We start from the raw sequence: 25,906 nt of genomic DNA on the forward strand, positions 1-25,906 counted from the left end.
CGCCCATGGACACCTCCACCGCGCAGCACGCCGGACGGCGCCGCGCCTCCGCGACCGAGCGCCAGTTCTGGTTCGCCGAGCGGATCGCCCCGGGCTCACCCGCCTGGCGCGTGCTCAGCACCGTGCGCGTCGAAGGCCCTCCGGACCGGGCGGCCCTCGCCGCAGCGGCGGCGCGGGTCGTCGCCCGGCACCCCGCGCTCCGGTCGGTCTTCGCCCCGGCGGACGGCGAGCTGTGGTGCGCGACGGTACCGCCCGTCGCTCCGCCGCTGCTCGAACTCCCCCCGGGCACCGCCTTCACCGGCGCCGCCCGCGAACTGGCCCGCAGCGAGCTCCTCGACCCCGCCACCGGCCGGCACGTGGTCCTCGCGCTCGCCGAGGACACCGGTGACGAGCCCGGCGCCACCCTGTACGTCCTCACCCACCACCTCGTGTACGACGGCCTGTCCCACGAGGTGTTCACCGCAGACCTCGCCCGGGCCCACGCCCGCGTCGTCGCCGGGGAACCCGAACCCGCCCCGCTCACCTCCACCGTGCCACGGCCGCCGGACGCCGAACGCCGCGCCGAACTCTCCGCCTACTGGCGGACGGCGCTCGACGGCATGCCCGATCTGCCGGGTGACAGCGACGGCCCGACCCAGCGGGAGCTGGCCCGGACCGAGCCGCACGGCCACCCCGTCCGGTTCCCCGGCCAGGCGGGCGCCGTGGTGCGGGAGGCGGCCCGGCGCCTGGCCTGCCCGCCGTTCGCCGTGCTGCTCACGGCGTACGCCCAGGCCCTGTACGACCTGTGCGGCGCCGAGGACTTCTGCATCGGCACCCCGGTGTCGACCCGGACCCCGGACCTCGCGGACGCGATCGGCTGCCTGCTGACCACCCTGCCGGTGCGCGTCCGGCTGCCCGACGCGGCGGACGCCTGCGAGCGCACGTGGGCGACGTTCACCGACGGCCTGTTCCACATGGACCTCCCGCAGGACGACCTGATCCGTGCCGTACGCACCCGCCCCGGCCGCCGTATGCCCCTCTACCAGGCCCTGTTCGCGTACGAGAGCTGGCCGCGTCCCGTGCACGACGCGGGCACGGTCCGGATGCGCACCGAGCCCGTGACCCCGCTCGGCACCCAGGCCGAGGTCCTGCTCCAGGTGAACGAGCTGCCCGGCCACCGCCTGGAGGGCATGCTCCAGGCCCCCGCCGGCGGGCTCTGGGCGGGACGCCTCGCGAAGCTGTCGGACGCCGTCGGGCGCCGGCTCGCCCTGCTCACGAACACCACCGAGGAGATCGCCAGATGGCACTAGTGATGTGTCTGCCGTACGCGGGTGCCGGTGCCGGTGTCTACCGCTCCTGGAAGACCATGGCCACCGACCGCGCCCGCGCCGTGCCCATTCAACTCCCCGGCCGCGAGGAGGAGTTCTCCCGGCCCCGGTACACCTCGTTCCCCGAGTGCGTCACCGACGTCACCCGCCGCATCACCGAGGCCGCGGCCGGCGAACCCTTCGCCGTCTTCGGCCACAGTTTCGGCGGACTGATCGCCTACGAGGTCACGCGCCACCTGTACGAGACCGGCGGACCGCTGCCCGAGCGGCTGATCGTCAGCGGCACGCGCAGCCCCCGCTACCGCGGCTACGCGGCCCTCAGCGACGACGACGACGAGGCCGTCGACCGGCTGAAGCAGGACAGCCTGCGCGGCTTCGAGGCACTCGACCACCCGGAACTGCGCGCCATCCTGCTGCCCACGCTCCGCTCCGACGCCCGGCTGCTGGAGCAGTACGGCGACTACCGGCCCGGGGAGTGCGACCCGCTGCCCATCCCGCTCACCGCGCTGCGCGGCGCGTCGGACACGCTGGCCACCCCCGAGGGGGTCGCCGACTGGAAGACCTTCACCACCAGGGACTACGCGGAGTACGAGATGCCCGGCGGCCATCTCTACCTGCTGGACTGCATGCCGGAACTGTGGCACCTGATCGAGGAGCAGCTATGACCGTCGCACCCCTGCCCCCGCTTCCGGCCGCGCAGGAGTACGGGCAGGCCGAACTCGCCGACGCGGGGCTTGCCGAACTGCGCCGGGAGGACCCGGAACTCGCGGACCTGCTCGACGCGGAGGTGCGCGACCAGGACACCACCCTGGCGATGGTCGCGTCGGCCAGTATCGCCGCCCCGTCGGTCCTCGCCACGAGTGGCTCCGCGCTGTCCAACGTCACCGCCGAGGGCTATCCCGGCGCCCGGTACCACCCCGGCGCGGCCAACTTCGACGAGGTCGAACGGCTGGCGGTGCGCCGTGCCAAGGACCTGTTCGGGGCGCGGTATGCCAACGTCCAGCCGCACTCGTGCTCCTCCGCCAACCTCGCCGTGCTCGCCGCCCTCATGCCGCCCGGCGGCACCCTGCTGGGACTCGGCCTCGACGCCGGCGGTCACCTCACGCACGGCTCCCCGGCCTCGGTGACCGGACGGCACTACCGGGCCGTGTCCTACGGCCTCGACGCCAACGGCCTGATCGACTTCGAGCAGGTCGCCGAACTCGCCCGGGAACACCGCCCCACCGTGCTGATCGCGGGTGCCAGCGCCTACCCCCGGATCCTGGACTTCGCCCGCTTCCGGGAGATCGCCGACTCGGTCGGCGCCTATCTGCTGGCCGACATCTCGCACATCGCGGGCCTGGTCGTGGCCGGTGAGCACCCCAGCCCCATCGACCACGCGCACATCACCACGACCAGCACCTACAAGCAGCTCGGCGGCCCGCGCGGCGGAATCATCCTCAGCGGTCGCGACCACCGCGCCCCGGGGGCCGACGGGCGCACTCCGCTGGAGCGGCTGATGCAGCGGGCCGTCTTCCCGCAGACCCAGGGCACCCCCGCTCCCGCGTCGATCGCCGCCAAGGCCCGCGCGCTCGCGCTCGCCGCCGAACCCCTGTTCACCCGCACCGCGCGGCTGACCGTCTCCGGGGCCCGCGCGCTCGCCGCCGAACTGGCACGCCTGGGCCACCGGGTGCTCACCGGCGGCACCGACAACCACATGGTCCTGCTCGACCTCCGCGACAGCCGGCTCACCGGAGTGGTCGCCGAACGGGCCCTGGAGGAGTGCGGCATCCTCGTCAACCGCAACCGCATACCGGACGACACCCGGCCGCCCCTGGTCACCAGCGGCGTCCGGCTGGGCTGCAACATCCTCGCCCAGCGCGGTATGGGGCCGGAACACATGCGGGAGTGCGCGGAACTCATGCACGCCGTCCTGGCCGCCACCACACCGCTGAGCGACACCGAGTACCGCCTCGACCCGCACCAGCGCGTCCAACTCCGCGAGCGAGTGCGGGCGTTGTGCGCTCGCCACCCCCTGCCGCACGCGATCGCCCGGACCGGCGGCGCCGGTGCCCTTCCGACAGGAGACTCCCTGTGAGCCCCGACATCGTGACCGCCGACGCCCCGGCCGCCTGGCCCGCCATGCTCGTCCCGGCCGACCGGCCGCGCCGCGCCGGTGCCGAGCCCCGCGCGACCGGCCTGGTCCGGGAAGCCCTCGCCGTGCGGGGAGACGCGGCGGCGGACCACGACCTGCTCGTCGCCTGCTTCGCGGCACTGCTGCACCGCCTCACCGGCCAGGACCGGATCGCGCTCGCCACCCCCGAGGGCATCACCGGACACGCCGTCGCCGCGGACTCCACCACGGCCGACCTGGTGGCCGGCCGCACCCCCTTGACCCCCACCGCCGACGAGGGCACACCCGCGGTGGCGGTCGCCCACGGCGCCGGACCGCAGGACGCCCCGCCGTACGAGCTGCACCTCGCCCTGGACCGGCGGGACGGCGCATGGACCGCCGAACTGCGGTACGACGAGGGGCTGTTCCTCGCCGACACGGCCCGTCGCGTCCTCTCCCACCTGCGCACCCTCACGCAGAGCGCCCTCCAGGAACCGCACACACCGGTTTCCCGGCTCGCCCTGCTCACCGCCGAGGAGACGCACCGGGTCCTGACCGAGTGGAACGACACCGCGGCCGACCTGCCCCACGGCACCTGCCTGCACACGGCGTTCGAGGAGCGGGCCGCGGCCGACCCCGGTGCGCCCGCCGTCGTCCACGACGCCCGCACCTGGTCCTACGGGGAGGTCAACGCCGCCGCCAACCGGCTGGCCCACCGTCTCCGGCAGGCCGGGGTGGGTCCCGACGTCCGCGTCGGACTGTGCCTGGAGCGCTCCGCCACCCTGCTCTGCGCCGTCCTGGGCATCCTCAAGGCCGGCGGCGCCTATGTGCCCCTCGACCCGGACTACCCCGGCCGACGGCTGGCCACCATGCTGGAGGGCACCTCCTGCCACGTCGTCGTCACCGACCGGCTGAGGGCCACGGTGCTGCCCGCACCGGCGCCCGGCACCGAACGGCTGGTCGTCCTGACCGACGGACTCCTCGACGGCACGGCGTCGGACCTCGCCGGCCTTCCGGAGACCGACCCCGGTGCCACCGCGGGCCCGGACGACCTGTGCTACGTCATCCACACCTCCGGCTCGACGGGCCTGCCCAAGCCCATCGCGCTGCGCCACCGCGGAGTCGTGAACAACCTGGCCGACCTCAACTCCCGCTATTCCGTCGGCCCTTCGGACAGGGTCCTCGCCCTGTCCTCGCCGAGCTTCGACATGTCGGTCTACGAGTTCCTCGGCATCACCGCGGCAGGCGGGACGGTGGTCGTACCCGAGGCGGACCGGGCCAAGGACGTGGCGTACTGGGCCCAGCTCTTCGCCGAGCACGACGTCACCGTCTGGAATTCCGCCCCGGCCCTGCTGGAACTGCTCACGGAGCACCTGGAGCACACCGGTGGCGCGGACCTGGCCCGGCTGCGGCTGGTCATGCTCGGCGGCGACTGGGTCCCGGTGTCCCTGCCCGACCGGGTCCGGGCGCTCGCCCCCGACGTCCGCTTCATCGTCCTCGGCGGCGCCACCGAGGCATCGATCCACTCCACCCTCTACGAGGTCGTGGAGACCGACCCCACCTGGACGAGCATCCCCTACGGCCGGCCGATGGCCAACCAGCGCGCCTACGTCCTCGATGACGCGGGGCAGCCGGTTCCGCCCGGCGTCGTCGGCGAACTCCACCTGGCCGGAACCGGGTTGGCCCGCGGATACCTGGAACGCCCGGACCTGACGGCCGAACGGTTCCTGGACTGGTCGTACGGCGAGGTGCGCGACCGCGTCTACCGGACCGGGGACCTCGCCCGCTGGCGCGCGGACGGTGTCCTGGAACTCCTCGGCCGCAAGGACTTCCAGGTCAAGCTGCACGGGTTGCGGGTCGAACTGGGCGAGATCGAGGCCGTGTTGCGGGCTCACCCCGCGGTGCGGGAGGCCGTCGTCACGGCCCGGGAGGACGCCGGCGGCGGCCGGCAACTGGTCGGGCACGCCGTCGCCCACCCCGGTACGGCGCCGCGCCCCGACGAACTGCGCGCGCACCTGGCCAAGGCGCTGCCCTCGTACATGGTGCCCGCCGCGGTGCTCGTCCTGGACGAGCTGCCCCTCAACGTCAACGGCAAGCTCGACCGCAAGGCCCTCGGCTACCTCGCCCCGAACCCGGACGAACCGGGCCCCGGCGCCGCGGCCACCGAGGCTCCGGTCGGTGCCTGGGAGGAGTACATAGCCGCGGTGTGGCGGGACGTCCTGCGCACCGACGCGGTCGGCCGCGACGACGACTTCTTCGCACTGGGGGGTGACTCCATGTCCGCCCTGCGCTGCCTGACCCGGATCGGCAACGGCCTGCGCTGGCCCGACCTGTTCCGTCACCCGACGGTCCGCGGCCTCGCCGGCCACCTCACCGCCACCGGTTCCACACCGCCGCCCGCCTGACGCGTACCGGCCCGGTTCCCGCCCCGGGATCCGGGCCGGTACGCGTCCGCGTCCCCGCACCCGCCCCTGGAGGAGCAATGGAGGCACAACCGTGAGGGTTCACACCGGCACCGACGCGCTGCCGGTCACCGCCGAGGCGTTCCGGTCCGTCTTCCGCCACCACGCGGCGGGTGTCGCCGTGGTGACGGCGCACGTCGGCAGGCCGGCCGGCTTCACCGCCACCTCGCTCTCGTCCGTGGCCGCCGTCCCGCCCACCGTCTCGTTCTCCATGAGCACGTCCTCGTCGAGCTGGCCCGTCTTCCGGGACGCCTCCCACGTCGGGGTGCACATCCTCGCCGAGAGCCAGCGGGACCTCGCGGCGACCTTCGCCGCCACCGGACCGGACCGCTTCGCCGCGCCGACCCGCTGGCGGAGGGGTCCGCACGGCGTCCCGGTGCTCGACGGGGTGCTGGCGTGGCTGGTGTGCCGGGTCGAGGCGACCGTACCCGCGGGCGAGCACCGGCTGATCGTCGCACGTGCCGTCGCGGTGGAGCCCCGCTCCGGCGGCCGCCCCCTGCTGTACCACGATCGCGCCTACGCCCGGCTCGGCGACGAGTGACCCGAGCGGCCGCGGACCCTGTCGCTCCCGTTTTCCGGTGCGTACACTCCACTGCGACGTGTGATCATCGCGGTCGGAGGACGCGGCATGAGTGCACCCGGGGCTCCCCGTCGTGAAGTGGTCACGGGGGTTCCGCGCGTGGCCCGCGCGGGCCGGGGCGCGCACGGGACCGCGCGGCCCGGCCCGGCCGTCGACTCCCTTGCCCTCCGTGACCTGATGCGCCGTCAACTCAGGCTGGGGCTCACCGGGTTCGGGATGCTCGTCGTCCTGCTGGGGCTGCTGCCCCTCGTCTTCGCGGCCCTGCCGGACCCCGCGGCGCGGCCGGGCAGCGCACTGCTCGTGTGGGCCGTCCTCGGGGTCGCCGCCTACCCCGCGCTCGTCCTCATCGGCCGGTGGTACGTCGTACGCGCCGAGCGCAACGAACGGGACGCCGCGGACCGCGCCGAAGGGGTCTGACGGTGAGCGACGCCCAGCCGCACCCGTCCGGCCGTGCGCCCGGAGCCGCCGGGTGAACCAGACGTACGGCATCGTGGCCGTGTCCGCGGCGGTCGTCGTGACCCTGGTGATCGGCGCGACGGGACTGCGCATCTCCCGCACCACGTCCGACTTCTACGTCGCCTCACGCACCGTACCGCCGTACCTCAACGCCATGGCCATCAGCGGCGAGTACCTCTCGGCGGCCTCGTTCCTCGGCATCGCCGGACTCGTCGCCGCCCAGGGCGTGGAGATGCTCTGGTTCCCCGTCGGCTACGCCGCCGGCCACCTCGTCCTGCTCCTGTTCGTCGCCGCCCCGCTGCGCCGCTCCGGCGCCTACACGCTGCCCGACTTCGCCGAGTCGCGGCTGGAGTCCCGGGCCGCCCGGCGCGTCGCCGGCGTGCTCGTCGTCGGCGTCGGCTGGCTCTACCTGCTGCCCCAGCTCCAGGGCGCGGGCCTCACCCTCGGCCTGGTCACCGGCGCGCCGCACTGGTTCGGCGGGCTGCTCGTCGCCGTCGTCGTCACCCTGGCCGTGGCCGCCGGCGGCATGCGCGGCATCACCTTCGTCCAGGCCTTCCAGTACTGCCTGAAGCTGACCGCGCTCCTCGTGCCCGCCGTCTTCCTGCTCCTCGCCTGGCACGGCGACCCGCGCCCCGCCGACGCCCTGGACGAGCCGCCCGCCTTCCGCCGGCACACCCAGGTCACCGTCGAGACCACCGTCCGCATCCGGATCGAGGCGCCGCTGCCGGCCGTCGTGACCGGCGCCGTGGACGGCCGCGACCACGACCGCGACCGGCTGCTGCTGGACCCCGGCGTGCACGAGGTCCGGGCCGGTACGACCCTCCGCTTCCCGCCGGGGGCCCCGGTGCCCCGACGGGAGCCGGACGACGGCCGGCGCGCCGGAGCCTCCAGCTGGGCGGCGCCGCTGTCCGGCGGCCGGGACGAACACCCGCTGTACACGACGTACGGGCTGATCTTCGCCACCTTCCTCGGCACCATGGGGCTGCCCCACGTCCTCGTCCGCTTCTACACCAACCCCGACGGCCGGGCCGCCCGGCGCACCACCGTGATCGTGCTCGCCCTGGTCGGCGGCTTCTACCTGCTGCCTCCGCTGTACGGCCTGCTCGGCCGGATCTACGCCCCCGACCTGCTGCTCACCGGCACCACGGACGCCGCCGTCCTCGTCCTGCCGGAACGCCTCGTCGGCGGCGCGGGCGGCGATCTGCTCGGCGCCCTGATCGCCGCCGGCGCCTGCGCCGCGTTCCTGTCCACCGCCTCCGGGCTCACCCTGTCCGTCGCCGGCGTGCTCAGCCAGGACGTGCTGCCCTCGCTCGGCGTCCGCCACTTCCGGGCGGCCACCCTCCTGGCGGTCGCCGTACCGGTCACGGTGAGTGTGGCCGCGGGCAAACTGCCCGTCGCCAACGCCGTCGGGCTCGCCTTCGCGGTGGCCGCCTCCTCATTCTGCCCGCTGCTGCTGCTCGGCATCTGGTGGCGCGGCCTCACCGCGCCCGGCGCGGTCGCGGGGCTCCTCACCGGCGGCGGCAGTGCCCTCACCGCGGTCGCCCTGACCATCGCCGGGCCGCTCACCGACGGCTGGGCGCACACCCTGCTGGCCTGGCCGGCCGTGTGGTCCGTACCGCTCGGCTTCCTGACCATGATCCTGGTGTCCCTGGCCACCCGGGACCGGGTCCCGGCCGGAACCGAGGCCGCCATGGCCCGCCTCCACCTGCCCGAACGCCCGGCCGGCCAGGACGCACCCGCCACCCGCCGAGGAGTGCCCACGCCATGACGATCCGCCGGACCGGTGTCCGCCCATGACCGGGCTCGCCCTGCTCGCCGCCGCGTCCCCCGTGCTGTTCGCCGCCGGCCTCACCGCGGGACACCTGCTGGCCCGCCGGCCCGGCCGGGACGGTACGGACCACGGCGGCCCCGTGGAACGCGCCACCTTCCACACCCTGCACACCGCGGCCGCCGCCGCGCCCCCGCTGCGCGCCGGACTCACCGAGGACGCGGCCCGCAAGGCGGTACGACGGCTGCGACCGCTGTTCGGCACGGCCGCGCTCGGTCTCACCGCCGAGGACCGGCTGCTGGCCTGGGACGGGCCGGGCCGGCACCACGCGGACACCGCCCTGGAGCGGGTCCGCCACGCCCTGGGGAGCGGTCGTACCCAGACCTTCACCGTCCGCTGCCCGGACCCCGGCTGCCCCGTGCGCCGGGGCGCCGTCTCACCGCTCACCGTCGACGGGCGGGTGCTCGGCACCCTCGTCGTGCTGGGCGCCGGGGGGTCGGCGTCCGCGGTCCGGGCCACCGAGGAGGTGGCGCGCTGGGTCTCCGTCCAGCTCGAACTCGCCGAACTCGACCGCACCCGCACGGGCCTCGTCGAGGCGGAGATCCGGGCCCTGCGCGCCCAGATCTCCCCGCACTTCGTCTACAACTCCCTCGCCGCGATCGCCTCGTTCGTCCGCACCGACCCGGAACGGGCCCGTGACCTGCTGCTGGAGTTCGCCGACTTCACCCGCTACTCGTTCCGCCGGCACGGCGAGTACACCACTCTGGCCGAGGAGCTGCGCTCCGTCGAGCAGTTCCTCGAACTGGTCCGCGCCCGGTTCGGGCAGCGCCTTCAGGTGACCCTGCAGATCGCCCCCGAGGTGCTGCCCGTGGCGGTGCCGTTCCTGTGTCTGCAGCCCCTGGTGGAGAACGCCGTCAAGCACGGGCTGGAGGAGGGCGTCGAGCGCGGCCGTATCGGCATCACCGCGCAGGACGAGGGGGCGACGGCCCGGATCGTCATCGAGGACGACGGGGTCGGCATGGAACCGGACAGGCTCCGCCGGATCCTGCGCGGCGAGGACGACCCCTCGGCGGGCATCGGGCTGCGCAACGTGGACGAGCGCCTGCGCCAGGTCTACGGCGACGACCACGGGCTGGTGATCGAGACCGGCGTCGCGGCCGGGATGAAGGTCACGATCCGCGTCCCCAAATACCGCCCCGGAGTGCACAGCACGCCCCCGCGCACCGCGTCCGGACCCGGAGGGGGGTCCGGGTCCGGGAGCGTCTGACGGGTCCCCGCCGTACGGCGTCCTCCCTCAGGCCGCCGCCGTGCCCTGCTTCCGCTGCCGGCGGGCCGCCATGATCGCGTAGACGATGACCCCGGCGAACAGGAACAGCGCGCCCTGGTAGACCGCCGCGTAGCCGGCGCCCGCCATCAGCCAGAGCGAGAAGACGGCGGCCACCGCGGTGACCACGCAGTCCCGCACCAGCCGGGCCCGGTCGACCTGCTCCGGCCGGCCGGCCACGAGGTGGAAGATCTGCGCGGCGGCGGCCAGCAGGTACGGCACGGTCGCGGTGAACGTGGTGACCAGGACCAGCACGTCGAAGACCCGGCCCGAACCCGAGAGGTAGTTGTAGACGGTGAGCAGCGAGGCGAGGACGACCGTCACACCGACCCCGACCGTGGGCACGCCTCGCCGGCGGCGCGCGAAGGCGCTCGGGAACAGGCCGTCGCGGGCCGCCGCGTACGGCGTCTGGGCACTCAGCAGGGTCCAGCCGTTGAGGCAGCCGGTCATCGACACCAGGGCGGCGAGCGCCACGGCCGTACCGCCCCAGCTGCCCCCGAACATCGTGTTCACGGCGTCCGAGAACGGCGCGGTGGAGGTCACCAGGCGGTCGTGCGCGACCGTGCCGAACACGGACAGCGTGCCCAGCAGGTACACCAGCGCGGCGCCCGCGGTGCCGATGACGGTCGCGCGCCCCACGTTGCGCCGGGGGTTGTCGACCTCGCCCGCGCTGACGGCGGCGGACTCCACCCCGAGGTAGGAGAAGAGCAGCAGGGCGGCGGAGGCGGACACCGCGCCGACCGCGCCGTGGCCGCTGGCGTTGAACGGCCCGAGCCGGTCGGGGTCGAAGAAGAACAGTCCGCCGACCGCGACGAGCAGCAGCGGGACGAACTTCAGCACCGTGGACACCAGCTGGACGGCGCCCACGTACCGGGTGCCGGCGAAGTTGGCGAGGGCGGGCAGCCACTGCAGGGCCAGCGCGGCCAGGCAGGCGGTCCAGCGGTGGCCGCCGACCGGGACCAGCACGTCCAGGTATCCGACGGCGGCGACGGCGAGCGCGGCGTTCGACACCCAGGTGGTGATCCAGTACGACCAGGCCGCGAGGAACCCCGCGAAGTCGCCGAACGCCTCGCGGGCGTAGACGTAGGGGCCGCCGGTGCGCGGGTCGCGTGCGGAGAGCCGGCCGAAGACCAGGGCGAGCGCGATCGCGCCGACGGTCAGCACACCGAAGGCGACCAGGCTGACCGTGCCGTACGGGGCGATGGAGGCGGGGAGCAGGAAGATGCCGCCGCCGATGATGTTGCCCATGACCAGCGCGGTGGCGACGGGCAGGCCGAACCGGCGGGCGTGCCGGCCGGAGTCGCCGTGCCGGTCCCCGGTCGGAGCCGTGGGGGACTCGGCGGGGACCCCCGCGGGGGCCGGAGCCGGGACGGTTCCGGTGCTGTGCATGGGTGGTGCGCCTCTCATGGACCTGACGTTCCCGGGATCGCCGGGGACCGGGCCATGGTCGGGGATGCGCCGTTCTGACTCAAAATCGCCGTTTGTTGTCCCGTGCGGGCCCCCCGAGCGCGGAAAATACGTCGTGGCGGGGACCCTGCACCGTCAGATGTCCGTCGCCGCCCACAGGCCGCGCACATGCCCGAGGTGCCGGGTCATGATCGCGTGTACGGCCTTCTCGTCGCGCTCCAGCAGGGCGTCCAGCAGTTCCAGGTGCTCCTCGGCGGAGGCGAGCAGCCGGCCCGCCTCCACCAGCGCGGTCAGCCCGTACAGACGGGAACGTTTGCGCAGGTCGGCCACGACCTCGACCAGGTGGGCGTTGCCCGCCAGGGCGAGCAGACCGAGATGGAAGCGGGTGTCGGCCTCGACGTAGGCGATCAGGTCGCCCGCCACCGCCGCGGTGACGATCTCCCGGGCCGCCGGGCGCAGCGCCTCCAGCGAGACCCGGTCGGCCGTGCGGGCCAGCCCCGCCACGGTGGGGATCTCGATGAGCGCCCGGATGTGCGTGTACTCGTCCAGCTGGCGGTCGGAGACGGCGGTGACCCGGAAGCCCTTGTTCGGCACGGTGTCGACCAGCCCCTCCTTGGCCAGGTCGAGCATGGCCTCCCGCACCGGTGTCGCCGAGACACCGAACCGGGTGGCCAGCGAGGGCGCCGAATAGATCTCCCCGGGCCGCAGCTCGCCCGCGATCAGTGCGGCGCGCAGGGCGTCCGCGACCCGCTCGCGGTAGCTGCTCCGCCGGCCGCCCAGCCGGGGGAGCGCGGGCATCTCGGTGCCGGCGGGATTCTGTGGACCCTGTGCCATGTCACGCATCACCGGGCCGAGTGTAGAGGACTAGAGCACGAAGCCCTCCGGGAACGGGTCGGTCGGGTCCAGCAGGTACTGCGCGGTGCCCGTGATCCAGGCGCGGCCGGTGAAGCTGGGCAGCACGGCCGGTACCCTGGCGACCTCCGTGGCCCCGAGCAGCCGGCCGGTGAACCGGGTGCCGATGAAGGACTCGTTCACGAACTCGGCGTGCAGCGGGAGTTCGCCGCGCGCGTGCAGTTGCGCCATGCGCGCGCTGGTGCCCGTGCCGCACGGCGAGCGGTCGAACCAACCCGGATGGATGACCATGGCGTGCCGGGAGTGCCGGGCCGTGGCACCGGGCGCGTACAGGTGGACGTGGTGGCAGCCCCGGATGGACGGGTCCTCGGGGTGCACCGGCTCCGCCTCCGCGTTGACCGCCGCCATCAGGGACAGGCCGGCCGTCAGGATGTCGTCCTTGCGGGCGCGGTCGAAGGGCAGCCCGAACGCGTCCAGCGGCAGGATCGCGTAGAAGTTGCCGCCGTAGGCCAGGTCGTAGGCGACGGTACGGCCGTCCGGCAGGGTGATCTCGCGGTCCAGGGCGGCCGCGAACGACGGCACGTTCCTGAGCGTGACGTTCCGGGCGGCGCCGTCCTCCACGGCGACCTCGGCGACCACCAGGCCCGCCGGGGTGTCGAGCCGGATGGTGGTCACCGGCTCCGTGACCTCCACCATGCCGGTCTCCACCAGCACGGTGGCCACCCCGATCGTGCCGTGCCCGCACATCGGCAGATAGCCGGAGACCTCGATGTAGAGGACGCCCCAGTCGCAGTCGGGGCGGGTCGGCGGCTGCAGGATCGCGCCGCTCATCGCGGAGTGGCCCCGCGGCTCGTTCATCAGCAACTGCTTGACGGCGTCGCGGTGTTCACGGAACCACAGCCGCCGTTCGTTCATGGTCGCGCCCGGGACGGTACCGATCCCGCCGGTGACGACGCGGGTCGGCATGCCCTCGGTGTGCGAGTCGACGGCGTGCAGGACGAGCTTGCTGCGCATGGGACGGCTCCTTCACGCGAGGCCGGCGGCGACGGCCTTCTCGGTGGCCGCGCGCACCGCGGCCTCCTGCTCGGGCGGCAGCGGGACCCGCGGCGGGCGCACCGGTCCGCCGTACCGTCCGACGACGTCCATCGAGAGCTTGATCGCCTGGACGAACTCCGTCCGCGAGTCCCAGCGCAGCAGCGGGTGCAGCTGCCGGTACAGGGGGAGTGCGGTGGTGAGGTCTCCGGCGAGCGCGGCGCGGTACAGCTCCGCCGAGGCGCGGGGCAGCGCGTTGGGGTAGCCGGCCACCCAGCCCTTGGCGCCGGCCACCGCCAGCTCCAGCAGCACGTCGTCGGCGCCGATCAACAGGTCAAGATCCGGCGCGAGTTCGGCGATGCGGTAGGCGCGGCGGACATCGCCGGAGAACTCCTTGACGGCGTGCACGAGCCCCTCGCCGTGCAGCCGGGCGAGGAGCTCGGGCTGCAGGTCGACCTTCGTGTCGATCGGGTTGTTGTACGCCACCACCGGCAGGCCGGCCTTCGCGACCTCGGCGTAGTGGGCGAGTACGGACCGCTCGTCGGCGCGGTAGGCGTTGGGCGGCAGCAGCATCACCGAGGCGCAGCCGGCCTCACCCGCCTGCTCGGCCCACCGGCGGGCCTCGGCGGAGCCGTACGCGGAGACGCCCGGCATCACCCGCTCACCGCCGACCGCGGCCACGGCGGTCTCCACCACCCGGGCCCGCTCCTCGGGGGTCAGCACCTGGTACTCGCCGAGCGATCCGTTCGGCACGACGCCGTCACACCCGCTCGCGACCAGCCAGGCGCAGTGCTCGGCGTACCGATCGTGATCGACGGAGAGATCGTCACGCAGGGGGAGGGCGGTGGCGACGAGGATGCCGCGCCAGGGGCGGTGCTGGGGCTCGACGGTCATGGGATCTCCCGGTGAGTAGGGTGTGACATGGTACTGCGGGGGAGGGGCGGTGGGGGTGGAGGAGGGGCGGTTGAGGCCTTGTCCGGCGGGGCGGGGGCGGGGGCGGTCGGGTGTGGCGGGACGGATGCCGCCCGGCTACGGCGGTGACGACTCGGGCCGTCCCGGCGGGTCGACTCGGGCCGGTTCTGGCGGGTCCGAGTCGGCCGGTTCCGGCGGGGCGGGCTCGGCCCGGCTACTGCGCCCGCGGGGCGGGTCCGGTCCGGTCCCTGCTCCGGCGGACGGATCCAGCCCGGCTACGGCGGTGACGACTCTGGCCGTCCCGGCGGGCTCGCTTCGACCGGCTCCGGCGGGGCCGGCTCGGCCGGTTCTGGCCGGGGCGACCCGATCGGCTCCGTCGGCGACGACTCGGCCCGTCCCGGCGGGGCCGGCTCGGGCGGCCCCGTCGGCGATGCCCCCGCCGGGTCCGGCAGCGCGGCCAGCACTCCGAGCGGTACCGGCCGGGCGAACGGGCGGCGGCCGGGGGTGAGCGGGCAGCCGGTCAGGCCCGCTACCGCGGGGGCGCACATCCGGCCCTGGCACCAGCCCATTCCGGCCCGGGTGAGCAGCTTCACGGTGCGCAGGTCGCCGGCGCCCAGCGTGTCGACCGACGCGCGCACCTGACCGGCGGTGACCTCCTCGCAGCGGCACACCACCGTGCCGTCCGGGACCCGGTCCGCCCAGCCCGGCGGCGGGGCGTACACCGCCTCCAGGGTCGCCGCGAACCCCCGCAGCCGGGTCCGGGACCGGGCGGCGACGGCCCAGCGGCGCGGATCGGGGGCGGTGCCGTGCAGCCGGGCGGCGGCCGAGCGGCCGGCGATGTGCCCCTCGGCGAGTGCGAGCGCCGCGCCGCCGATCCCGGTGGCCTCCCCGGCGGCCCAGACACCGGGCACGTCCGTGCGCTGCTCCTCGTCGACCTGTACGGCGGTGCCGGCCAGGGTGCAGCCGAGGGTCTCGGCGAGGTCGGTGTGCGGCAGCATGCCGTGGCCGACGGCGAGGGTGTCGCAGGGGATGCGGCGGGCGCTGCCGGGCCGGAGGTGTCCGTCCGGGTCGAGCGCGGCCACCGTCACCGCCTCCAGCCGCCCGGTGCCGTGCGCCGCCACGACCGTGTGCCGGGACAGCGCGCGCACCCCGTGCCGCAGCAGCCGGGCCGCGTATCCGGCGCCCTCGGCGAGTTTGCCGGGCTGTGCGGCCAGGGCGGGCGCCCGGCGCAGCAGCGCGGCGGGACCGGCGGACTCGACCAGCGCGGCGACCCGGGCACCGGCCGCGGCGAGCCCGGTGGCCACCGGCAGCAGCAGCGGCCCGGTCCCGGCGACCACGGCCGTCCGGCCGGGCAGCACCAGGCCGCCCTTGAGCATGGCCTGCGCGCCGCCCGCCGTGACGACCCCGGGCAGCGTCCAGCCCGGGAAGGGCAGCACCTGCTCGTACCCGCCGGTGGCGAGCAGGACGGCATCGGCGCGGACGGCGACGCCCTCCTCTTCGGGCCCGCGCAGCGCGTGCACGACGAACGCTCCGGACGCGGTGGCGGAGTCCCGTTCCACACACCACACATGATGATCCGTCAGATGCGTGACGCGGCCGGCCGATCGGTGCCGGTCCAGACCGTCCCGCAGCCGTTCCCAGGTGCGCCACTGGTGGTGCAGGGCCTGCGGCCGACGGGTGCCGAGGGCCGGGGCGGGCTGCCGGTAGAACTGGCCGCCGGCCTGCTCGGCCGCGTCGACGAGGATCACCCGGACGCCTCGTGCGGCCGCCGCCAGTGCCCCGGCGAGTCCGGCCGGCCCCGCGCCGACGACGGCGAGTCGCGGTCGTTCAGTCATCGTCCCGGCCCGTCCCCTCCTGCGTGCGGATCACGTCTCCCGGTCGTACCGGCACCAGGCAGGCCCGCTGGTTGGGGCGGTCGTTGACCGTCACCAGGCAGTCGAAGCACACCCCGATCCCGCAGAACACCCCGCGGGGCCGGCCGGTGCCGCGCGTGCCGCGCCAGGCCGTCACGCCCGCCGCCCACAGGGCCGCCGCGACCGTCTGGCCCGGCAGCACCGTCAGAGGCCGCCCGTCGAACGTGGCGGTGAGGGCCTCGCCCGGCCGGGCCCGGGCCAACTCCAGCGGATTCACCGGGCGTCGCCTCCCTCGGTGTCGAACCGCTCCGGACGGAACGGTGTGGGATCCAGTCCGGGTGTCCTCCCGGTGAGCGCCTGCGCGACCAGCCACCCGGTGCCGGGGGCGAGTCCGATGCCGGCGCCCTCGTGCCCGCAGGCGTGGAACAGGCCGGGCGCGCGCGGGTCGGCGCCGATGGCCGGCAGGTGGTCGGGCAGGTACGGCCGGAAGCCCGCGTACGTCCGCAGGGCGCGGACCCGCTCCAGGAACGGGAACAGCGCGATCGCCCCGGCGGCCAGCGCCCGTACCGCGGGCAGCGACAGCGAACGGTCGAAGCCCACCCGTTCCCGGGTGGCGCCGATCAGCACCGGACCGGCCGCCGTGCCCTCCACGACCGGCGAAGCGCGCAGCGCGGCCGAGTCGCTGGCCACGTCGGCCACGTAGTCCGCGGCGTACACCTTGTGCCGGACCCGCCGCGGCAGCGGCTCGGTGACCAGCACGAAGCCGCGCCGCGGGAGCACCGGCAGCCGGACGCCGGCGAGCGCCGCGACCTCGCCGCCCCAGGTGCCCGCCGCGTTCACCACGGCCGGGGCGTGGATGTCGCCCCGGCCGGTGCGGACGCCGTACACCGTGCCGTCCGCCGCGCGCAGCACCCCGGTCACGGCCCACCCGGTGTGCAGGGCGGCACCGGAGGCGCGGACCAGGTGGGCGGCGGCCAGCGCGGGCATGACCTGGGCGTCCTGCGGATAGTGCACCCCGCCCGCCATTCCGGGCGCCAAGTGCGGTTCCAGTTCGGCCAGTTGCCCGGCCTCGACCGGTACGGCGGTGACGCCGGCCTCGGCCTGCCCCCCTGCGAACTCCCGCAGCGCGGCCAGTGTCTCGGGCGTCGAGGCGACCACCAGGCCGCCCTTGGGCTCGTACTCGACGGCGCTGCCGTGCTCCTGGGCCAGCTCGGCCCACAACCGCGCCGACAGCAGGGCGAGGGCGAGTTCGGGGCCCGGCTCCTTGTCGGAGACGAGCAGGTTGCCCTCGCCGGAGCCGGTGGTGCCGGCGGACACCGGGCCCCGGTCCACCAGCCGCACGTCGAGGCCGGCCCGTGCGGCGTACAGGGCGCAGGCCGCGCCCACCATCCCGGCCCCGACGACCACGACATCACAGGTCAGTCGCTTCGTCACGGGCAGTACTATGTCACATGTTCCAGATCCTGAGGAGTACTTGGCGCCGGCCCGCGTCCCCAGGCGTGGACGCCCCCTTGACGTCGTGCGGAGCCCGATCGACACTCCAGGGAGGAAATCCTAGTGAACAGGTAGGGAATCATGACGCGCCTCAGGACGGGTACCGGCTGCACGAGCCGGACGCCGTTGCGCGCCCCCCTGCTCACCTCCCGCCGCCACATCGACCTGCAGCGCGTCTGCAGCGCGATCGGCCGCCTTCGCTGAACCGGGCCCCGCCCGCCACCACCGACCGGCCGTGCCCGCGCCGGCGCGCCCTCCGCACGCCCACCACCCGGGGAGACCCATGTCCATCACTCCGCTGGCCGCCGTCCCGCCCACCCGCCGTACCGCCCCCGTCTTCCGCGGCCGCATCGGCCGGGACGCGCGCAGCGGCCACTACGCCGTGCCGCACCGCTACCGGCTCCATCTGTCCACCGCCGGCCCCGACGGACTGCGGCTCGCCGTCGGCCACAGCCTGCTCGGCCTGGACGCGAGTTGTCCGGTCACCCTCCTGCCCCCCGTCCCGGACTGTCCCGGCGGCGGCCACTCGGCGCTGCGCCCGCTGTACGAGGCCAGCGCCCACCACTACACCGGCCCGGCGCTCGCCCCCGTGCTGAGCGACGACTGGTCCGGACGCATCGTCAGCACCCACGCCCCCGACATCCTGCGCGACCTGGACCGCTTCGGACCGTCCGGCCGCACCCGGCTGTACCCCAGCGGGCTGGAGTCCGTGATCGAGGCCGTCGAGCGGATGTGCGCCGAGGGCATCGAGGAGGCCGCGCAGCGCGCCGGACGGGCCGGCGCCGACCCGGCCGAGCGGGCCGCCGCCCTCGACGTGCTGCTCGACACGCTGGGCCGACTGGAACGGCGGCTGAGCGCGGAGGAGTACCTGGCCGACGACCGGCTCACCGCCGCCGACGTCGAACTGTGGGTGACCCTGGTGCAGTTGGACACCGTCCACCGCTGCCACCTCGACGCCTCCGCCGTGCACCGCATCGCCGGCCACCGCGCCCTGTGGGCCTACGCCCGCCGCCTGGCCGCGCGTCCCCCGTTCGGCCGCCACCTCGACCTCGACGGCATCGCCCGCCGCCACCACGGCCGCTGCCAGGGCCTGGAGGCCGCCGGAGCCGCCGTCCAGATCCTGGACTGGGCAGGTCACGCCGCCGACGGCTCGGAGGCTTCCCGCAGGTGAGAGCGGTTGCCCGACGTCCAAGTAACGGACAGCCGTTGACATTCGAACGGGCAACTGCCTTACTTACGGCTCAGAACGGTCATGAGCGTCAGCGCCAAGCCCTGGCTCGCTGACCGGCAACCCTCGCATCGCGGTGGGGTGCCCCAGGTGACGACCGGACCGGACGACGTTGTCGGTAAGCGCGAGGCCCCCCGGGGCCGGAACAGTGACAGGTGACGCCATGGACGCAGCTCCCAGGACGGCCGCGAGCCGCCCCCAGGGCTGCGTACCGTCGTACGCCGGTCTCCTCGTCGCGGACCGTGCCGTCGATCTGCTCCGCGTGAACAGCGCACTGTGTACCGCACCGGGCTCCGCCCGCCGTCAGGGCTGACGTCTCCTCCCAGCCCCCGCGTTCCCGCCGCACGCCCACCGCCCGGTGTGCCGTTGTCCGCCCAGCCCCCGGTTCCGCGCCCGCCCGTGCGCCGCCCTCCGCCCCCGTGCCGACGGCAGCCCACGCCCGCCCGTGCGCGGACCCCGGGTGTCCGACTCCGCCGGAGCCCGCCATGAGCCAACCCCCAGGCGCCGCCGTCTCGACCGCCGAGCCGCCCACACGCGCCGACACACCGTCAAAACCTGTCAGCCCCCAGCGGGTTCAGCCGCTGCCCCGGCCCGGCCGGTGGATCGTCACCGCCGTCGTCCTCGTGCTCGTCGCGCAGATCCTGCACGGACTGGTCACGAACCCCTTCTACCAGTGGGACCGCTTCCGCTACTGGTTCCTGCGCCCCACCGTCCTCGACGGCCTCCTCGTCACCCTCGAAGTCACCGCTCTCAGCGCGGTGCTGGGACTTCTCGGCGGGATCCTGCTCGCCGTCGCCCGGCTCTCCCGGAGCCCGGTGCTGCGCGCGGCCAGCTGGACGTACACCTGGCTGTTCCGCTCCGTACCGCTCATCGTGGTGCTGATCTTCCTGTACAACTTCAGCGCCCTGTACAAGACGTTGAGCCTCGGAGTGCCCTTCGGCCCCGCCTTCGTCACCTTCGACGAGTCACGACTGGCCACCGACATGACGATCGCCGTCATCGGCCTCAGCCTCAACGAGGCGGCGTACGCGGCCGAGGTGGTCCGCGGCGGCATCCTCTCCGTGGACCAGGGACAGCACGAGGCGTCCGCCGCGCTCGGTCTGCCCAAGGGCTACCAGTTCCGCCGGATCGTCTTCCCGCAGGCCCTCAGGTCCATCACCCCGAACTACGTCAACCAGCTGATCGGCCTGATCAAGAGCACGTCCCTGGTGTTCTACGTGTCCCTGCTCGACCTGTTCGGCACCGTGCAGTCGATGGGCAGCACCTACCCCGGCGACGTCGTACCGCTGCTGGTGGTCGCCACCGTCTGGTACCTGATCCTGACCAGCGCCGTGTCCGTCGTCCAGTTCTACGTCGAGCGGTACTACGCCCGGGGCGCCACGCGCACCCTGCCGCCGACCCCGTTGCAGAAGGCCCGGGCCGGCCTGGCCGGGCTCCGCGACCGGCTGCGCAGGGAGGCCGCCGTATGACCACCGCACCGACCCTCACGAAGCCCGCACCCGCCGCGCTCGACATCCACGGCGTCCACAAGTGGTACGGCGCCCACCGCGTCCTCGACGGCATCGACCTGACCGTCCGTCCCGGCGAGGTCACGGTGATCATCGGGCCGTCCGGCTCCGGCAAGTCGACGCTGCTCAGAGTCGTCAACCACCTGGAGAAGCCCGAGATCGGCCACGTCAGCGTGGGCGGCGAGCTGATCGGGGTGAAGCGGCACGGGGAACGGCTGAGGGAACTGAGCGAGCGGGCCATCCTCGCCCAGCGGAGCCGGATCGGCTTCGTCTTCCAGAGCTTCCACCTCTTCCCGCACCTGACCGTCCTCGACAACGTCGCCGCCGCCCCCGCCGCCACCGGCAGGCTGGCCCGGACGGCGGCCCGGGAACTCGCCCGCGAACTGCTCGACCGCGTGGGCCTCGGCGACAAGACGGACGCCTACCCGCGGCAGTTGTCCGGCGGCCAGCAGCAGCGCGTCGCCATCGCCCGCGCCCTCGCCCTGCGGCCCGGGATCATCCTCTTCGACGAGCCGACCTCGGCGCTCGACCCCGAACTCGTCGGCGAGGTGCTGGCCGTCATCAAGGACCTGGCCACCAGCGGCACCACCCTGCTCATCGTCACCCACGAGATCGGCTTCGCCCGCGAGGTCGCCGACCGGGTCGTCTTCCTCGACGCCGGCCGGATCGTCGAACAGGGGCCGCCCGGCCAGGTCTTGGACCAGCCCCGGCACGAGCGGACCCGGGACTTCCTCGCCAACGTGCTCTGACCGCGTACCCGTTGCCGTACACCTCCCTCCGAGTCTGTTGCACCAGCCTTCCGAACGACAAGGACAGCCATGCCCAGCCAGTTCTCCCGACGCAGCCTGATACACGGCCTCACCGCGGCGGCCGTGACCCTCTCCCTGGCCGGCGGGCTCGCCGCCTGCGGAGGGGACAGCGACGCGGCCACCACCACCGACACGGCCGGCACGGTGACCGTGGGCCGGCTGTCCAACGGCGCCGCCAGGGAGACCGCGCTGAAGGTCTCCGAGGTGAAGTCCATCCGCGCCCACCTGCCCGCGGCCGTCCGCAAGAGAGGCACGCTCGTCATCGGTGTCGGAGGCCTGCCCTCGGGGACCGCGCCGCTGGACTTCGTGGGCAGCGACCAGAAGACCCTCACCGGCTCCGAACCCGACCTCGGCCGCCTGGTGGCCGCGGTGCTCGGCCTCAAGCCCGAGATCCGCAACTCCACCTGGGAGAACCTGTTCGTCGGCGTCGACAGCGGCAAGGTCGACGTGGCCTTCTCCAACGTCACCGTCACCGAGGAGCGAAAGAGGAAGTACGAGTTCGCCTCCTACCGCAAGGACAACCTGGCCTTCGAGGTGCTGAAGAAGAACTCCTGGGACTTCAACGGCGATTACGAGAACCTCGCCGGGAAGACGGTCAGCGTGGGCGCCGGCACCAACCAGGAGAAGATCCTCCTGGAGTGGAAGGACAAGCTGGCCAAGGAGGGCAAGAAGCTCACCGTCAAGTACTTCCCGGACCAGAACGCCATCAACCTGGCGCTGAACAGCGGGAAGATCGACGCCTACTTCGGGCCCAACCCCACCATCGCCTACCGGGCCCGGCAGACCGCGCACACTCCCGACCCGACCCGCAACGCGGGCACCTTCTCCGGGGCCGGCGCGACGCTCCAGGGGCTGATCGCGGCCACCGCCAAGAAGGACACCGGGCTGGCCCGGCCGCTCGCCGAGGCCATCAACTACCTTATCGGACACGGGCAGTACACCACCTGGCTGGCCGCCTACAACCTCTCCAACGAGTCCGTGGCGAAGTCCGAGGTCAACCCGCCCGGGCTGCCCGTCACCAATTCCTGACTACCCGTCACCCGACCGGTCAGCGCCCCGCACCCGCAGAGAGGACTCCGCTTCCGTGGCCCACCCGACCGACGTCCGCGGCGGCCAAGTCCCGCTCCTGCCCGGCCTGCCCGGTGCCCCCGCCCTCGACAACGCCGTCTGGGCCGCCCTCGACGGCCCGCACGCCCACCTCGCCGACCGGTACGGCCGGGCGGCCCGCTACCTGCCGGAGACGTACGCCTTCGCGGCGCTCGCCGACCCGGCCGACCCGGCGGCCTGGGCCGACCTGCACACGCTCGTCGGGCCCGCGGCCACCGTACGGGTCAAGCCCGTCGAGCGGCTCCCCGACGGCTGGGAGCCGCTCGGCGAGGGCGAGGGTGTCCAGCTCGTCGACACCGCGCTGCGGGCCGAACCGGCGCCGGAGGCGGTGCGCCTGGGCCCGGACGACGTCCCCGAGATCCTCGGCCTGGTCGCCCGCGCCCGGCCGGGCCCGTTCCTGGAGCGGACCGTCGAGATGGGCACCTACCTCGGCATCCGGCACCACGGCTCACTGGTCGCCATGGCGGGGGAGAGGCTGCGGCTGCCCGGCTGGACCGAGATCAGCGCCGTGTGCACCGACCCCGCCCACCGCGGTCGGGGACTGGCGACCCGGCTGGTGCGCGCGGTCGCGGCGGGCATCCGGGACCGCGGGGACACCCCGTTCCTGCACGCCGCCGCTGACAACACACCCGCGATCCGGCTGTACGAGTCCCTCGGGTTCACGCTGCGCCGCCGCCACCGCATCGTGCAGCTGCGCAGCCCGGGAACAAGCGGCGCCGGCCGGGCGTTGGACGTCGTGACGAGAACCGCCGCGCGGACGCCGATCCGGCCCGCCGCGGCCGACGGAGGGAGGTGACGGCCGTGACCCGAGTGCCCCCGCAGGCACGCCCGCCGCACGCCCCGCACCCGTACCGCTCCGTCCGTCTGCACTCCCGGCCGCACATAGACCTCCAGCGCGTGTCCGCCGCGCTCTGTCGCCGCTGACCCCTCCCCGGCCCGCTTCCCGGCCCGGGTCCTGCCCTGCCGCGCTCGCCCGTGGCCGCCGCCGCCCGCCCCGGCCGCCGCCGGCACCGCGAGCCGGTGTTCTCGTACGGACATCAAGGAAGGCACCGACGTGTCCTCAGCCTCCCCCGCCCCCCTGCACCTCGCCGTCGCCCTGGACGGCACCGGCTGGCACCCCGCGTCCTGGCGCGAGCCCGTCGCCCGCCCCCGGGAGCTGTTCACCGCCCGCTACTGGGCCGACCTGATCACCGAGGCCGAACGCGGCCTGCTCGACTTCGTCACCCTGGAGGACGACCTCGGCCCGCAGTCCTCCCGGCTCCTCGCGCCCGACGAGCGCACCGACCAGGTCCGCGGCCGGCTCGACGCGGTCCTCATCGCCTCCCGGGTCGCCCCGCTCACCCGCCACATAGGCCTGGTCCCGACCGTGGTGGCCACACACACGGAGCCGTTCCACATCTCCAAGGCGATCGCCACCCTCGACTACGTCAGCACCGGACGCGCGGGCCTGCGCGTGCGGACCACCTTCCGCCCCGACGAAGCCGCGCACTTCGGCCGGCGCACCATCCCCCGGATCGACGGCTTCGACGCCCCCGAGGCCCCGGAGCTGATCACGGAACTGTTCGAGGAGGCCGGCGACTACGTGGAGGTGGTCCGCCGGCTCTGGGACAGCTGGGAGGACGACGCCGAGATCCGGGACGCGGCGACCGGCCGCTTCGTCGACCGGGACAAGCTGCACTACATCGACTTCGAGGGCCGCTTCTTCAGCGTCAAGGGCCCCTCCATCACCCCCCGCCCGCCGCAGGGCCAGCCGCCGGTCACCGCGCTCGCCCACCGGACGGTCCCGTACCGGCTGCTGGCCCGCCAGGCCGACGTCGGCTACGTCACCCCCCGGGACGCGGACGACGCCCGGGCGATCGTCGCCGAGATTTGCGCCGAACAGCAGGCGGCGGGCCGCGCCGACCGCACCCTGCACGTCTTCGGCGACCTCGTCGTCCTGCTGGACGACAGCCGGGCCGAGGCGGAGGCCCGCCGCGACCGTCTCGACACGCTCGCGGGGGAGCCGTACACCAGCGACGCCCGGATCTTCACCGGCACGGCCGCCCAACTGGCCGACCTGCTGGAGGAGTGGGCGGACAGCGGACTGAGCGGCTTCCGGCTGCGGCCCGCGGTCGCCGGCCACGACCTGCCCCGGATCACCCGGGACCTGGTGCCCGAGCTGCAGCGCCGCCGGCGCTTCCGGGACGCCTACGAGGCCGGCACCCTGCGCGGCCTCCTCGGCCTCGGCCGCCCCGCCAACCGCTACGCAGCAGTCTGAACGCCGGAGAGGACGACCGTACGCCATGAGCAAGCCGCTGAAGCAGATCCACCTGGCCGCCCACTTCCCCGGGGTCAACAACACCACCGTGTGGAGCGACCCGGCCGCCGGCAGCCACATCGAGTTCAGCTCCTTCGCGCACTTCGCGCGGACCGCCGAACGCGCCAAGTTCGACTTCCTGTTCCTCGCCGAGGGACTGAGGCTGCGCGAACAGGGCGGCCGGATCTACGACCTCGACGTGGTCGGCCGCCCCGACACCTTCACCGTGCTGGCCGCGCTGGCCGCCGTCACCGACCGGCTCGGCCTGACCGGCACCATCAACTCCACGTTCAACGAGCCGTACGAGGTGGCCCGCCAGTTCGCCAGCCTCGACCACCTCTCCGACGGCCGGTCCGCGTGGAACGTGGTCACCTCCTGGGACGCCTTCACCGGCGAGAACTTCCGGCGCGGCGGCTTCCTGCCGCAGGAGGAGCGCTACTCCCGCGCCAAGGAGTTCCTCGCCACCGCCCACGAGCTGTTCGACTCCTGGCACGGCGACGAGATCCTCGCCGACCAGGCCACCGGCACCTTCCTCCGGGACGCCAGGGCCGGCGCCTTCGTGCACCGGGGGCAGCACTTCGACATCCACGGCCGGTTCAACGTCCCGCGCTCCCCGCAGGGCCGTCCCGTCGTCTTCCAGGCCGGCGACTCCGAGGAGGGCCGCGAGTTCGCCGCCTCCGACGCGGACGCCATCTTCAGCCGGTACTCCACGCTGAAGGAGGGCCAGGCCTTCTACACGGACGTCAAGTCCCGCCTCGCCAGGTACGGCCGCCGCCCCGACCAGCTGCTCATCCTGCCCGCCGCGACCTTCGTCCTCGGCGACACCGACCAGGAGGCCGCCGAACTCGCCCGCGAGGTCCGCCGGCAGCAGGTCAGCGGCGCCACCGCCATCAAGCACCTGGAGTTCGTCTGGAACCGTGACCTGTCGGGATACGACCCGGAGGGCCCGCTGCCCGACGTCGACCCGGTCGTCGCCGAGGAGCACATCTCCCGGGGCCGCGCCCAGGTGCGGATGTACCGGGACCCGGTCGCCATCGCCCGCGAGTGGCGGCAGCTCGCCGAGGCCAACAAGTGGTCCATCCGCGACCTGGTCATCAACACCGGCAACCGGCAGACGTTCGTCGGCTCCCCGGCCACCGTCGCGCGGACCATCAACGACTTCGTGCAGGCCGACGCCTCCGACGGTTTCATCCTCGTCCCGCACATCACCCCCGGCGGACTCGACCCGTTCGCCGACAAGGTCGTCCCGATCCTCCAGGAACAGGGCGTCTTCCGCGCCGACTACGAGGGCACCACCCTGCGCGACCACCTCGGCCTCGCCCACCCCGACGCGGCCGCCCCGGCCGACCGGGCCGCGTCGTGAGGCCCCTCGCCGCGCGCAGCGGCGCGTGCCCCTCCACGACGGCAGGCCGGCGGGGT

Annotated in this window: 25 protein-coding genes and 1 riboswitch; of the genes, 18 read left to right on the forward strand and 7 right to left on the reverse strand. The window is 74.3% G+C overall.

All coding sequences use genetic code 11. The features are described 5' to 3' along the window. Positions 1–5: 5 nt before the first annotated feature. The 8 genes from ACZ3ZD_RS12085 to ACZ3ZD_RS12120 all read left to right on the forward strand — a co-directional run bounded on the left by ACZ3ZD_RS12085 (position 6) and on the right by ACZ3ZD_RS12120 (position 9,932). Positions 6–1,289, forward strand: coding sequence for a condensation domain-containing protein (locus ACZ3ZD_RS12085; RefSeq protein ID WP_467395690.1), 1,284 nt, complete (start codon positions 6–8; stop codon positions 1,287–1,289). Further along, on the forward strand, positions 1,280–1,972 hold the full coding sequence (locus ACZ3ZD_RS12090) for a thioesterase II family protein (protein WP_467395692.1): 693 nt from the start codon (positions 1,280–1,282) through the stop codon (positions 1,970–1,972). Before ACZ3ZD_RS12085 ends, ACZ3ZD_RS12090 begins: the two co-directional genes overlap by 10 nt. Next, positions 1,969–3,384: a serine hydroxymethyltransferase gene (locus ACZ3ZD_RS12095; protein WP_467395694.1), complete on the forward strand. Its 1,416-nt coding sequence runs from the start codon at positions 1,969–1,971 to the stop codon at positions 3,382–3,384. The genes ACZ3ZD_RS12090 and ACZ3ZD_RS12095 overlap by 4 nt, the downstream gene beginning before the upstream one ends. Then, positions 3,381–5,804 (forward strand): non-ribosomal peptide synthetase, encoded by a 2,424-nt coding sequence (locus ACZ3ZD_RS12100; RefSeq protein ID WP_467395696.1) that lies wholly within the window; start codon positions 3,381–3,383, stop codon positions 5,802–5,804. The genes ACZ3ZD_RS12095 and ACZ3ZD_RS12100 overlap by 4 nt, the downstream gene beginning before the upstream one ends. A 91-nt stretch (positions 5,805–5,895) precedes the next feature. Continuing rightward, positions 5,896–6,402, forward strand: coding sequence for a flavin reductase family protein (locus tag ACZ3ZD_RS12105; protein ID WP_467395698.1), 507 nt, complete (start codon positions 5,896–5,898; stop codon positions 6,400–6,402). A gap of 87 nt (positions 6,403–6,489) precedes the next feature. Beyond that, a complete protein-coding gene (locus ACZ3ZD_RS12110) occupies positions 6,490–6,858 on the forward strand; it encodes a hypothetical protein (RefSeq protein ID WP_467395699.1) in 369 nt (122 codons plus the stop codon). Positions 6,859–6,910: 52 nt separating this feature from the next. After that, positions 6,911–8,665: a sodium/solute symporter gene (locus tag ACZ3ZD_RS12115; protein ID WP_467395700.1), complete on the forward strand. Its 1,755-nt coding sequence runs from the start codon at positions 6,911–6,913 to the stop codon at positions 8,663–8,665. A 25-nt stretch (positions 8,666–8,690) separates the two neighbouring features. After that, a complete protein-coding gene (locus ACZ3ZD_RS12120) occupies positions 8,691–9,932 on the forward strand; it encodes a sensor histidine kinase (protein ID WP_467395702.1) in 1,242 nt (413 codons plus the stop codon). A 27-nt stretch (positions 9,933–9,959) separates the two neighbouring features. Here ACZ3ZD_RS12120 and ACZ3ZD_RS12125 read toward each other — a convergent pair whose 3' ends face one another. The 7 genes from ACZ3ZD_RS12125 to ACZ3ZD_RS12155 form a co-directional block, all read right to left on the reverse strand. Beyond that, positions 9,960–11,378 carry an amino acid permease gene (locus ACZ3ZD_RS12125; RefSeq protein WP_467395704.1) on the reverse strand — a complete coding sequence of 473 codons (1,419 nt, stop codon included), beginning with the start codon at positions 11,376–11,378 and terminating at the stop codon, positions 9,960–9,962. Positions 11,379–11,531: 153 nt separating this feature from the next. Continuing rightward, positions 11,532–12,230: a GntR family transcriptional regulator gene (locus tag ACZ3ZD_RS12130; protein ID WP_467395706.1), complete on the reverse strand. Its 699-nt coding sequence runs from the start codon at positions 12,228–12,230 to the stop codon at positions 11,532–11,534. Between the two features lie 30 nt (positions 12,231–12,260). After that, complete coding sequence (locus tag ACZ3ZD_RS12135; RefSeq protein ID WP_467395708.1) at positions 12,261–13,262, reverse strand: proline racemase family protein; 1,002 nt, start codon at positions 13,260–13,262, stop codon at positions 12,261–12,263. A 12-nt stretch (positions 13,263–13,274) separates the two neighbouring features. Continuing rightward, positions 13,275–14,174: a dihydrodipicolinate synthase family protein gene (locus ACZ3ZD_RS12140; RefSeq protein ID WP_467395710.1), complete on the reverse strand. Its 900-nt coding sequence runs from the start codon at positions 14,172–14,174 to the stop codon at positions 13,275–13,277. 293 nt (positions 14,175–14,467) lie between these two features. After that, positions 14,468–16,027, reverse strand: coding sequence for an FAD-dependent oxidoreductase (locus ACZ3ZD_RS12145; protein WP_467395712.1), 1,560 nt, complete (start codon positions 16,025–16,027; stop codon positions 14,468–14,470). After that, the gene (locus tag ACZ3ZD_RS12150) at positions 16,020–16,322 is read right to left on the reverse strand and encodes a (2Fe-2S)-binding protein (RefSeq protein ID WP_467395714.1); all 303 of its coding nucleotides are present in this window, start codon (positions 16,320–16,322) and stop codon (positions 16,020–16,022) included. The genes ACZ3ZD_RS12145 and ACZ3ZD_RS12150 overlap by 8 nt, the downstream gene beginning before the upstream one ends. Further along, on the reverse strand, positions 16,319–17,479 hold the full coding sequence (locus ACZ3ZD_RS12155; RefSeq protein WP_467395716.1) for an NAD(P)/FAD-dependent oxidoreductase: 1,161 nt from the start codon (positions 17,477–17,479) through the stop codon (positions 16,319–16,321). The genes ACZ3ZD_RS12150 and ACZ3ZD_RS12155 overlap by 4 nt, the downstream gene beginning before the upstream one ends. 141 nt (positions 17,480–17,620) lie before the next feature. On the opposite strand from ACZ3ZD_RS12155, the gene ACZ3ZD_RS12160 reads away from it, so the two are divergent. From ACZ3ZD_RS12160 to ACZ3ZD_RS12205, 10 genes are all read left to right on the forward strand, one after another. Continuing rightward, complete coding sequence (locus ACZ3ZD_RS12160) at positions 17,621–17,743, forward strand: putative leader peptide (RefSeq protein ID WP_467395718.1); 123 nt, start codon at positions 17,621–17,623, stop codon at positions 17,741–17,743. Positions 17,744–17,822: 79 nt separating this feature from the next. Then, a complete protein-coding gene (locus ACZ3ZD_RS12165; RefSeq protein ID WP_467395720.1) occupies positions 17,823–18,710 on the forward strand; it encodes a glutathione S-transferase C-terminal domain-containing protein in 888 nt (295 codons plus the stop codon). Between the two features lie 77 nt (positions 18,711–18,787). After that, positions 18,788–18,898, forward strand: a riboswitch (SAM riboswitch). Positions 18,899–18,930: 32 nt separating this feature from the next. Further along, positions 18,931–19,080 carry a hypothetical protein gene (locus tag ACZ3ZD_RS12170; RefSeq protein ID WP_161297854.1) on the forward strand — a complete coding sequence of 50 codons (150 nt, stop codon included), beginning with the start codon at positions 18,931–18,933 and terminating at the stop codon, positions 19,078–19,080. Between the two features lie 172 nt (positions 19,081–19,252). Next, entirely contained in the window at positions 19,253–20,236 is a 984-nt protein-coding gene (locus ACZ3ZD_RS12175) for an amino acid ABC transporter permease (RefSeq protein WP_467395723.1), read from the forward strand. Continuing rightward, positions 20,233–21,024 (forward strand): amino acid ABC transporter ATP-binding protein, encoded by a 792-nt coding sequence (locus ACZ3ZD_RS12180; protein ID WP_467395725.1) that lies wholly within the window; start codon positions 20,233–20,235, stop codon positions 21,022–21,024. Before ACZ3ZD_RS12175 ends, ACZ3ZD_RS12180 begins: the two co-directional genes overlap by 4 nt. Positions 21,025–21,093: 69 nt before the next feature. Beyond that, positions 21,094–22,113, forward strand: coding sequence for an ABC transporter substrate-binding protein (locus ACZ3ZD_RS12185; protein ID WP_467395727.1), 1,020 nt, complete (start codon positions 21,094–21,096; stop codon positions 22,111–22,113). A gap of 55 nt (positions 22,114–22,168) precedes the next feature. Continuing rightward, entirely contained in the window at positions 22,169–22,987 is an 819-nt protein-coding gene (locus tag ACZ3ZD_RS12190; RefSeq protein WP_467395729.1) for a GNAT family N-acetyltransferase, read from the forward strand. Between the two features lie 14 nt (positions 22,988–23,001). After that, complete coding sequence (locus tag ACZ3ZD_RS12195) at positions 23,002–23,115, forward strand: putative leader peptide (protein ID WP_467395832.1); 114 nt, start codon at positions 23,002–23,004, stop codon at positions 23,113–23,115. Between the two features lie 130 nt (positions 23,116–23,245). Beyond that, positions 23,246–24,448 (forward strand): LLM class flavin-dependent oxidoreductase, encoded by a 1,203-nt coding sequence (locus tag ACZ3ZD_RS12200; RefSeq protein ID WP_467395731.1) that lies wholly within the window; start codon positions 23,246–23,248, stop codon positions 24,446–24,448. A 25-nt stretch (positions 24,449–24,473) separates the two neighbouring features. Continuing rightward, a complete protein-coding gene (locus ACZ3ZD_RS12205) occupies positions 24,474–25,850 on the forward strand; it encodes an NtaA/DmoA family FMN-dependent monooxygenase (RefSeq protein ID WP_467395732.1) in 1,377 nt (458 codons plus the stop codon). Positions 25,851–25,906: the final 56 nt, after the last annotated feature.

It is taken from the genome of Streptomyces sp. NPDC023481 (assembly GCF_055560195.1).